8 protein-coding genes and 1 riboswitch are annotated in these 9,842 nt (G+C 46.5%); of the genes, 2 read left to right on the top strand and 6 right to left on the bottom strand.

What is annotated here, in order from left to right; genetic code table 11:
• The 6 genes from B3D59_RS02760 to B3D59_RS02735 all read right to left on the bottom strand — a co-directional run.
• On the bottom strand, positions 1-592 hold a 592-nt coding region (locus B3D59_RS02760), incomplete at its 3' end, for a 3-phosphoshikimate 1-carboxyvinyltransferase (RefSeq protein ID WP_414646512.1).
• Between the two features lie 15 nt (positions 593-607).
• Positions 608-1,408: a shikimate dehydrogenase gene (locus B3D59_RS02755; protein ID WP_286817571.1), complete on the bottom strand. Its 801-nt coding sequence runs from the start codon at positions 1,406-1,408 to the stop codon at positions 608-610.
• Complete coding sequence (gene pheA, locus B3D59_RS02750; protein WP_286817570.1) at positions 1,405-2,544, bottom strand: prephenate dehydratase; 1,140 nt, start codon at positions 2,542-2,544, stop codon at positions 1,405-1,407. Before pheA ends, B3D59_RS02755 begins: the two co-directional genes overlap by 4 nt.
• 353 nt (positions 2,545-2,897) lie before the next feature.
• Positions 2,898-3,554 (bottom strand): TenA family protein, encoded by a 657-nt coding sequence (locus B3D59_RS02745; protein WP_286817568.1) that lies wholly within the window; start codon positions 3,552-3,554, stop codon positions 2,898-2,900.
• 99 nt (positions 3,555-3,653) lie between these two features.
• Complete coding sequence (locus B3D59_RS02740) at positions 3,654-4,385, bottom strand: class I SAM-dependent DNA methyltransferase (RefSeq protein WP_286817567.1); 732 nt, start codon at positions 4,383-4,385, stop codon at positions 3,654-3,656.
• Between the two features lie 74 nt (positions 4,386-4,459).
• Positions 4,460-4,563: riboswitch (TPP riboswitch) on the bottom strand.
• Positions 4,564-4,639: 76 nt separating this feature from the next.
• Positions 4,640-6,928 carry a tetratricopeptide repeat protein gene (locus B3D59_RS02735; protein ID WP_286817566.1) on the bottom strand — a complete coding sequence of 763 codons (2,289 nt, stop codon included), beginning with the start codon at positions 6,926-6,928 and terminating at the stop codon, positions 4,640-4,642.
• Between the two features lie 154 nt (positions 6,929-7,082).
• Between B3D59_RS02735 and B3D59_RS02730 the strand changes: the two genes are divergently transcribed.
• Positions 7,083-7,910 (top strand): hypothetical protein, encoded by an 828-nt coding sequence (locus B3D59_RS02730; protein WP_286817564.1) that lies wholly within the window; start codon positions 7,083-7,085, stop codon positions 7,908-7,910.
• On the top strand, positions 7,907-9,842 hold a 1,936-nt coding region (locus B3D59_RS02725; protein WP_286817562.1), incomplete at its 3' end, for a tetratricopeptide repeat protein. The genes B3D59_RS02730 and B3D59_RS02725, both read left to right, overlap by 4 nt.

Raw genomic sequence — 9,842 nt, 5'->3', positions numbered from 1 at the left:
TATATGGTTGGGACACGGCAGGCCCTGTCAAATCAATCACGAGGCCATGATCAAAAAAAGCCCCGGCCATGAGCAGGGCGGACAGGTACTGGCTTGACCGGGAGCAGTCAAGAAGCGTTCGCCCCCCTGCCCTGTCACCGCCCTGGATCACTACCGGCGGTGTACCTTCATTGTTTTGGGAAGCCGCACGGATCCGGATACGGCCAAGGGCGTCTAAAAGCTCTCCCATGGGGCGTTGACGCATGCGCTCATCCCCGGTCAGGGTATATGGGGTGCTGCCAAGGGCGGCAATGCCTGCTAAAAGGCGCATGGACGTGCCTGAGTTACCAAGGTGGATGGGATCCGGCCAGGGCTTGGGCCGGCCGCCGAAACCTGTAACCGACAGGGCACCGTCTTGTCTGCTTTCGATTTGAGCCCCCATACACTCCAGGGTTTTGCGGGTAAGAGAAATATCCTGGCTGTCCAGCACATTATAAATTTGAGATATGCCGTCGGCCAGGGCGGCACAGATCAGCATCCTGTGTGAAATGCTCTTGGAACCCGGAATTTTGACCACCTGGTCCTGGATCTTTCTGGAAATTACCAGTTTCATAAAGTTCTCCTTTAATCAGTCGTTAATAATGGTGTTTCGCATCAGATCCGTATCAGGGATTATACCTGTCCATAATTCAAACTGGGCAGCTGCCTGGGCAATGAACATGGACAGGCCGTCAATGGTTGTGCAGCCCTTTTGTTCTGCAGCTTCAAGCAGCCGGGTCCTCAACGGGGTATATACCACATCCATTACCACCATTTCCGATCTTAATGCTTCCGGCGGAAAGCTGATTTCATTCTCTTTGGGTGTCATGCCGATGCTTGTGGTGTTGATAATCACATCCGCCTGGATATTTTCCATCTCTTCGGCAGGTATAAACCGAGCGTTAACCGTCTCAGCAAGGGCCCGGCCTTTTTGTTCGGTCCGATTGGTGATGATGATATCCCCATTTTGGGCTGCAATACCGTGGGCCAGGGCCCGGGCTGCCCCGCCTGCACCCACAATACAGACGGTTTTTCCTGAAATACCAAAGGGGACAAGGGGCGCAACAGCGGCTTGACAATCGGTATTATATCCTTTTAATACGCCGTTTTCATTCACTATGGTGTTTACTGCACCAATGACCCGGGCTGTGGGATCGATCCAGTCAATATGTTCCATGATGGATTCCTTGAAAGGAATGGTTACGGAAGCGCCCTTGATGTCCAGCGTGCGCACAGCCTGTACCGCGCCTGCCGCATCCTGCACCTCAAAAGCAAGGTAAACGGCATTGATGCCCTTATCTTTAAACGCTGCATTATGAATCACAGGGCCTTTAGAGTGCCTGGCAGGATTGCCGAATAGACAATATAGCCGGGTGGCAGCGTCAATCATTGTAATATCTCCTGTTTTTCAAAAATCGGGTACGACCCCAACACCTTTAAATACAGGGCCTGGCTTCGAATCTGTTCAATGGTTTGAAATACGATTTCATCCTGGATATGCCCTTCAATATCCATGAAAAAATGATAGCTCCAGTTATAATGACGCGTGGGTCTGGATTCAAGTTTAACCATGTTCAGGCCGGATCTGTTCACAGGCGAAAGCGCCCTGAAAAGTGCGCCCGGGGTGTGGTTCGTGGCAAACATAATAGATGTTTTATCATTCCCTGTTCTCTCCGGACGATCGCCCCCAATCACAAGGAACCGCGTAATATTTCCGGCACGATCCTGTATTTTTGATGCCACCGGCAGCAGGTTATAAAAATGTGCTGCTTTGCCGGATGCAATGGCGGCAATCTGTTCATCCTTCGAGGCCAGAAGAGCCGCATTTGATGTGGAGCTGGTCTCCATGACTATGGCATGGGGCAGATGTTTCTTCAACCAGTTTTTGCACTGGGCAATGGCCTGGGGATGGGAATAAACGGTTTTAACGTCTTTGAGTTCCCCTGTGATGGATAACAGATCATGGGAAACAGGCTCATAATGCTCTGCCGTAATTTCAAGATCAAACTCGGCAAAAAGATCAAGGGTATAGTTGACAGCCCCTTCAATGGAGTTTTCAACGGGAACAATGCCGAAATGCAGCTCTTTTCGCTCGATATTGTTGAAAATATCAAAAAAACCGGCTTGTTCTACAAATTCCCCGCAGTGGTTGAAATAATGAAGGGCGGCAATATGGGAATGGCTGGCAAGGGGCCCTAAATAACCAATGGTCTTAGGCTTCTGGATTTCCCGTGTGGCCGTGATGATCACATTGAAAATATACTGAATCAGGCTTTCGTCCGCAGGGCCGGGGTTCAGCCGGGAAAGCCGCTCAATCACCATGCGTTCCCGGGTTCGATCCAGAATTTGGCTGCCTTTTTGTTTTTTAATCTCCCCTACTTTTTTGCCGATCTCAAGGCGCTGGTTGATCAGTTCAAGAATGCGCTCATCAATACGGTCAATTTCCCCACGAAGCGGAGACAGGGGCGAAGAATCATCATCTGCCTGCTTTTGATTGTCCTTGTCTTTAATCTCATGGTCAGTCATCTCAATTTCCTTTTTTATAATCAGCTTCAAATAAAAAAACCGCCTCAGGTTTTGCCTGCTGCGGTTTTAGTGATTTAGTTAAATTTATGGGAAAAATCAGTTGTCCACAGGCAGGCTGTCCTTTCTATAAAATCGAGTGCTAAAATAAAAATTTTTGCTGAAGCTAAAGATCATTAAACTATTTCTCCCTTTATATTTTTTTAAGACCATATACGTTGGATCTTTTTCTGTCAATAGATTCAGACTCAATGTCCAGGGCGATCGCATGTAAACATATCCTGGAAATGAAAAATATGGTTGGATAACCAATCCCATAGAAAGGGACGATCACAATCGGCTAAAGGTTATTGCAATTACTTTTTCATAACTTCTTCAAAAAAATCGAGTTCATATTGTGTTGATAGCGTGAAGGCTTTCAACATTTCCTGATGAAGTTCTTCATCTGCTGCGGATGATAGCCGCTCTACAATATCAATAAATCTTTGCGTGTATTGCTCGTACGCTTCACTATGATAGGTGTCGATCCACATCTGGTATTCGTTGTCAGCTTCCGCAATGGTCAAGATGTGGTTACCAACGCTGCTAAACACCCAGAAACAGGGTAAAAGTGCCGCAGCAGCAAGAGCAAATACGGAATTTTTACTGTGATTAAGCAGAAAGGAAGTGTATTTCTCAATTGCAGGAGACTTTTCTTCAGCTTCCTCAATATCAAAATATTTCAGAAACTCATTGTGAAGGGCTTTTTCAATGTCCAGCCCATCTTTGGCTAACATTTGAAAGAATTGCTTTTCAGATTCGTTGGGAGCTTTTTCGGCCAACAGGTCCAAAGCCAGATTATCATCCTTGAGATAAAGGATATCCTGCGACAGGAAATGTGCAAAATTATTTTTATCTAATGTGCCTTTCGCCAGTTGTACAACGAAGGGATGAGCGATTGTATCCTCATAAATAGAAGATACCGCATCCCACATCTTTTGAGTGTATTTTCCTGCTGCTTTAATATTCTTCATCACCCCCTGATTCCTCTATTTTTATTTTTTAGGAATGAGCCTTAAATAACTCGACCATTTCAAAACAGTCGGCCATTGTCGGCCGTACGTTTAGAAATTTTAATTGGCCATCTTATTTCGTGCTCGTTCCTTAAAGGCACAAATGGCAACATAATCACCGCAGTCAAACCCCGGAATTGGTTGTTCTTCCATATTGTTTGAGTATAGCGGATGTTTAGTGAGCGTTTGAGCATAATCAAAGTCTTGAAAACCTGCTGTTTTAAGCATCTCGACTTTCTCAGCAGTTGTACGCCAGTTTGCAACCTTTACAAATTCAATTGGATACGGGTCCCTTGGGTGAACTCCTTCCAATAATGGATGTTCCCATGTTTCGACACTTTTTGCCAGGTTATACATGGTTGCGTATGAACTTTCCTTAGGAACATCAATAACCACGATTTTACCTCCTTTTCTCAAAGCAGTATATGCTTTGTGAAACACGGACTGCAGGTCATTGATATAGCTTGGTGTGCCGTTGAATAGGATCGTATCGTATTGTTCTTCGCCCAGATCGGCGTCTTCCGCTGTGGTTACCTCAACACTTATCCCCCGTTTACGGGCAATCTCAGCCATTCCCTCTGATGGTTCGAGACCGTACTGAATGGAAATGTTAAAATCTCTTTTCAAGATTGATTCAAAAAGACCACTTCCGCACCCTACAGAAAAAGTATCACCCGCATCTTTCATAAAATAAGCGACCAGGTTCACCTCTGAATTTAACAGATTCATATTGTCAAAAAACCACGCATCATATGCTTGTGCAAATTCGTCAAAACTTCTTTTTTTATCCATGCTGACCTCCGAAGAAAAACCTTTATTATCAACCCGGTGCAGATAATGTATTTTTATAGGTAGGCACTTACTTGAAGAGGCATGATCCGCTTCCCTACGTCGGTATTACCCGCATCAGGTTCCAAGGGTCAGGAAAATGTTTCCTTCTCAGCTTTTGCAAGCGCCCCCAGCTAAATTCTAAAGAAGTATCAAAAACAGCGTTTTTAAAATGTACGCAAAAACCTAACCGGACACTACTGATCTATTTTATTGAGTTATTTCATTTCCTCTATCAATTTTTTTGCGTCACTGGCCCCGGGGAAATTATCATTAAGCTCCAGGGCCTTGGACAGCTCTTTGAGTGCCTGCTCTTTTTCCCCTTTTCCGTAATACGCCAGCCCTAAATGGTAGCGGATAATGGGATGGTTTGGTTGTTTTTCCAGGCAGTCCAAAAATTCGGCAACGGCATTTCCGTACAACCCTTTTTTATAATAGGCAAATCCCATCGTATCCATGATGCTCGGATCTTCGGGATAAAGGGCTTTCGCTGTTTTTGCCAGGGCCAGGGCCTCGTCAAATTTATCTGTCCGGCTTGCCAGGTAAAATGACAGATTGTTGGCGGCGGCTGCATAGTTGGGATTGATTTCAAGGGCTTTACGGTAATGGGTTTCTGCGTCATCAAATTTGTTTTCCGCTTCAAAAAGGACGGCCAGCAACATATGGGGCGGGGCCAGTTTATCGTTTTTTTCAATCATGGTCAGATATTGTTTTTTTGCGTCCTCAATATTTTTCTGGGACAGGTATATTTTTGCCAGCGTTCCGTAGGGACTCAGATAATCCGGGGCAAGGTCAACGGCTTTCAGCAGTTCTGATTCTGCCTGTTTCATATCCTCCTGGGCCAGGTAAATATTTGCACGGGTGCTGTGCACAAGCGCCTTCAAATTATTGTTATCCGTGAATGCATCCATCTGCTGAGTACACAGGTCATGGGCGGTGTCAAATTCTTTTTGAGCCACGGCATTTCTGATTCTCAGGGTAAATACGTCAATGAGTTTGTTGTTCAGGGACCAGGCCTTTTCCAGCAAGGGGGCTGCCTGGTCAAATTGCCTCAGCGCAGATTTTAAGTAGGCAAGCCGGTAATAGCCTGCCGGATTGTCAGAGCCGATTTCAATCATTTTTTTATAATCGTCTTCAGCTTCCTTAATTTTTTTCAGGGCCACATAGGCGTTGCCCCGGAGCAGATAGGCCCGGTAGGCTTTGGGATCAAGCTTAATTACCGCAGTGGTCTGATTTACGGCAAGATCATAGGCGTGCTGGCGCAAATAAATTTCAGACATCAGCAACCGGGCCTGGGTATAGTCCGGTTTCAGCTCCACCGCCTTGACCAGGGCTGATGCCGCCTGGTTCGGCTCCCCTATTCCGATATAAGAAAGGCCTTTAAAATATTGAACCCTGTGGGCATTTGGTTCTTCCTTTTCAAGGGCGATCAGGATATTGAGCGCATCCTGATATTTTTTTTGAAAAATCAGGATTTCGCTTTTCAGCATTCTGGCATCCGCCAACTTGGGCCGTTTTTTGAGAATGCCGGCGACCAGGTTCTCCGCTTCGTCTATTTTTTTCTCCTTGTACAGGAATCTTGCCAAGATCATCTGGGTATTGCTGTCTTCAGAATCAAGGGCAGCGACTTTCCTGTACAATTCAAGGGCCTTATCCTTTTGGCCCGTCACGTCATAGAATCCGGCCAGTATAACCATGGGCCGGGGAGTGTCCGGTTGGATCTCAACCGCCTTTTTAAACGCGGTCTCAGCTTCTTGGAAATTTTTTGTTCTCAGGTAAAAATTACCCAGAAGAATCTGGTGCCCTGGATTTTCAGGATGCTCTGCCGCTGACAGATGTAATTGTTCCTCTGCTTTATCCAATTGTTTTCGCAGAATATAGAACTGGGCCAGGACGTTTCTGGCCGTTGTCGCATCTTTGCCTGATTCCACAGCTTTGAGCAAAAAAGCTTCAGCCTCGTCGAATTTTTTTTCGCCGGCTTTTATGGCGGCCATGGTATGCAGGGCTCCCACATGGCTGTTCTGGATTTCAAGAATTTTTTCAAAAACAATCCGGGCATCTTCAATCTGCTTCTTTCTGATCAGAACCTGTCCTTTGAGAAAGAGCGCGTCCAGATTTTGGGGGTCCTTTTTCAAAATTTTATCGATCCTGGCCTGGGTTTCCGGCAGTTTTTTATCCAGAAAATAAAATCTCGATAATTTCACCAGGGCTTCAATATTTTCCGGATCAAGTTTTTCTACGCTGGAATAAAGCGCAAAGGCCGATTTTAACTGGCCTGTCTTCATGAATATGTCGCCAAGCTTCAAAAGGACTGCCGTATCTTTATTGTCTATCTGGAGCGCGTTCTTATATTCTATTTCAGCCTTTTTATACTCCCTTGCATCAAAGTATTCGTCACCGTTTTTTACATGGGCTGCTTTTTTTTCGTCCTTGTTTGCGCATCCAAATCCGGTGCAAGTAATCAATGTGATGAAAATGACTAACATAATTTTGGAACAGGTTTTCATGAACAACCTCTTTAAAAGTGAATTGGCTTTTTGTTTACTTTATGATAACGCTCAAATGTTAAATACAATTTGTATTATGGGATACTCAGTATTGTCAACGAAATAAAAATTTCGACATTGTAGGAACATGGAACGAGATATGCGGACGCGATATTTGATTTTAAACATTTTGGGGACGCTGTTTTTTTTGTGCTTAACCCAGGGAAAAACATATGCCTGGTTTCATTTTTCCGACACGTGCGAAAATTGTCCCGTTTTCGAGTCGCCCCGAATCGCAGAGGAGGTGTCCAAAACCTATGCCTTTCTGCCGAATACCCCGGATACTGACTCAGAAATCCGCCTGTATAGAACATTTTCTAAAGAGTCATCTCCGGCAAGCGCCGGAGAGCTTAAGATTGATATTCCTTTTAATCTTTTATCCGCATCAGAGACAAACGTTCAAGCATCGCTTGACCGCCGGATTGCGGCAAATCTCAGGTTAAAAAATCTTATAGAGCAATACCGGGCGCTACAAAAACGAAATGCCCAACTGTTAAAGGATTTGAGCATCCCTTATCTTGAGGCAAAAAAAAGCCACAAAAAAGCGGTAGAGGTATCTGATGCGAAAGAATTGGTGCCTGCCGACAAGCTGAAACGGCAAGTGGCAGAGGTGATTCTTTTTCAGACCGGCGGAAAAGTAAGCCTGCCTGTTCAAGAGAGCCGAGATCTTCAGGCGGTCCAGGCAGAAAAAAAAGGCAGGGAGGATTCAATGCCTGCCCTTGAAAAATACCAGGCGTTGAGTTTAGAAGAGGCGTATTCGAAAAATCCGGTAGGCAGCGGCGCATATCACCAAACCTATGGCCGGGATACGCAAATGCCTTGGATTTTTTCCTTGGGACTCAAGCTGCTGCGGTTTCTGGCAAACAATAAAATTGAAATTCTTTCCTGGGCGGCTGTTATGGCCGTTATCGGTCTGGTCGGCCTGATTGTGGTGAAACGATGAAGCGTAAACGCAAAAAAATAGCTGTTGCCGCCACAGGCGTGTTGATTTCCGCTTTAATGACGGGGATCCTTGTAGGCTGTTTTTTGATCTGGGAGTTTGGAACGCCCCAGGATCATTTTGAGAATCAAGGCGACCAGGCTTTTGAGCGCGGTGATTATGCCGATGCCCTTCAATACTGGCTAAGAGCAAAGGAGCCGGTCGGGCAGTCCGGACGTGTATATGCCAAGATGGGCGCCGTTTATCTGAAATTGTCCAACCTGGACCAGGCTGAGATATGCTTTAAAAAGGCACTGGAAAAAAATCCCGAAGATGTTGACACACAACAGCAAATTATCCGGATTGCCTTGGTTCGCGGGGATACGGCAGCGGCTCGGAATTTATTGTCAAAGCTTCTCAAGAACCATGATTCAGATCCCCTCCTTTTGATGCTTTCCGGCGATCTTGCCATGCTACAGACTGAATTCAAAACGGCAGAAGCGGCTTATGAGAAAGCTGCAGCGCTTTTACCCGCCCAGATTCGCCCCAGGCTCAAGCTGGCCATCTGTTTTCAGGAACAAAAAAAGGCCTTTGAGGCCGAAAAGATAATCACCCTTTGCCGCACCCAGGGTATTAAAACACCCATGGATCTCATGCTTGCTGCAGATTATTATGCCCTTGCAGGAGATGATACCAGCGCCGAAAGGTACCTCCTCATGGCCGTGGATTCAGACCCTGGAGACCTTGAATTTAAAACCCGGCTTTGCCTGTTTTATCGCGTTGCCGGGAAGTTAGAAAAGGCAGTGGCCTATTTAAAAAAACTAATTGCTGAGTATCCTGAAAATACCGGATTTAAAATGATGCTGGCCGATTTTTATCTTGCGATTGAAGACATGGCAGATGCGGAAAAGCTGCTGGATCAACTTGCCCAGGCAAGCAGGGATGCGCCGGGGTATCATCTACTGATGGGAAAATTCTGGTTGTTCAAGGGAGGGTACTCCCATGCCGAGTCATATCTGAAAACCGCATTGGACAAAGACTACGGCCTTGTGTCCGCCCATTATCTTCTGGGTGTGGCCTATTTTGCCGGGGGCCAGAGTAAGCTGGCTGAAAAAGCGTTTCTCCGGGCACTGATGCTGGACCCGGATCATGAGGGGTCGATATTTGCCATGGCTGCGCTGAATTATAAGCGGGAGGATTACGGCCTGGCAGACCAATATGCGGATCGATTTCTGGGACAGGAACCGTCCAGTGCCCGGGTCTGGAAGCTCAAAGGGCTGTGCGCCCTTGGCCGCAGGGATCCTTCCTGTGCAATAGCTCCTTTGTCCAAGTCGTGGCATCTGGGAGGCGGCGCTTCGGCCCACTTTTTTCTGGGGCAGGCCTTTGAGGCCCAAGGCATGGTGCAGGAGGCGCTGACAGCTTACAGCCAGGTCTTTGAAGATGCACCGGTCATATATCCGGCCTTGTACGCGTATGCCCGGCTCGCTTCAGATCATGGCCTAGGAGAGAGGGTCTTTGAAAAGATAGATGCGCTGGCGGTTCATGACGCGAATCCGGCTGTTTACTATACCGGGGCAAAAATTTGCCTTGGCCTCAAAGACTATGACCGATGCCAGGCATATATAGACAAAGCCATGGCGAAAAAAGAGGTGTCAGGCCCTTTTTTTCTTTTGCAGGCAGCACTTTTTGAAGCGACAGGAAAGGATGAGGGCGTCGAAAAAACACTGGCCGAATGCATAACAAAGCTGCCGCAGTATGTCGGGGGGTGGCTTAAGCTGTCAGCGTATTATGTGAAAAAACAACGGATCTCGGATGCCGTACAGGTGATGGAGCAGGCGCTTAATTCCTTTCCGGATCACCCTGAAATTAAAGGAAACCTGGCCTGGCTGCTGCTGGAAGAGGAGACCGATTTTGACCGGGCCCTTGATTTGGCAAGAGAAGCCTATGACACACTGC

Origin of the sequence: Desulfobacter sp. UBA2225, from assembly GCF_002348205.1 — a bacterium.
Taxonomy (GTDB): domain Bacteria; phylum Desulfobacterota; class Desulfobacteria; order Desulfobacterales; family Desulfobacteraceae; genus Desulfobacter; species Desulfobacter postgatei.
This window is presented reverse-complemented; position numbering and strand designations above follow the sequence as displayed.

Coding starts and splice junctions, on each gene's coding strand:
- B3D59_RS02755 (WP_286817571.1), bottom strand. CDS start 1,408: ATGATTGACGCTGCCACCCGGCTATATTGTCTATTCGGCAATCCTGCC.
- pheA (WP_286817570.1), bottom strand. CDS start 2,544: ATGACTGACCATGAGATTAAAGACAAGGACAATCAAAAGCAGGCAGAT.
- B3D59_RS02745 (WP_286817568.1), bottom strand. CDS start 3,554: ATGAAGAATATTAAAGCAGCAGGAAAATACACTCAAAAGATGTGGGAT.
- B3D59_RS02740 (WP_286817567.1), bottom strand. CDS start 4,385: ATGGATAAAAAAAGAAGTTTTGACGAATTTGCACAAGCATATGATGCG.
- B3D59_RS02735 (WP_286817566.1), bottom strand. CDS start 6,928: ATGAAAACCTGTTCCAAAATTATGTTAGTCATTTTCATCACATTGATT.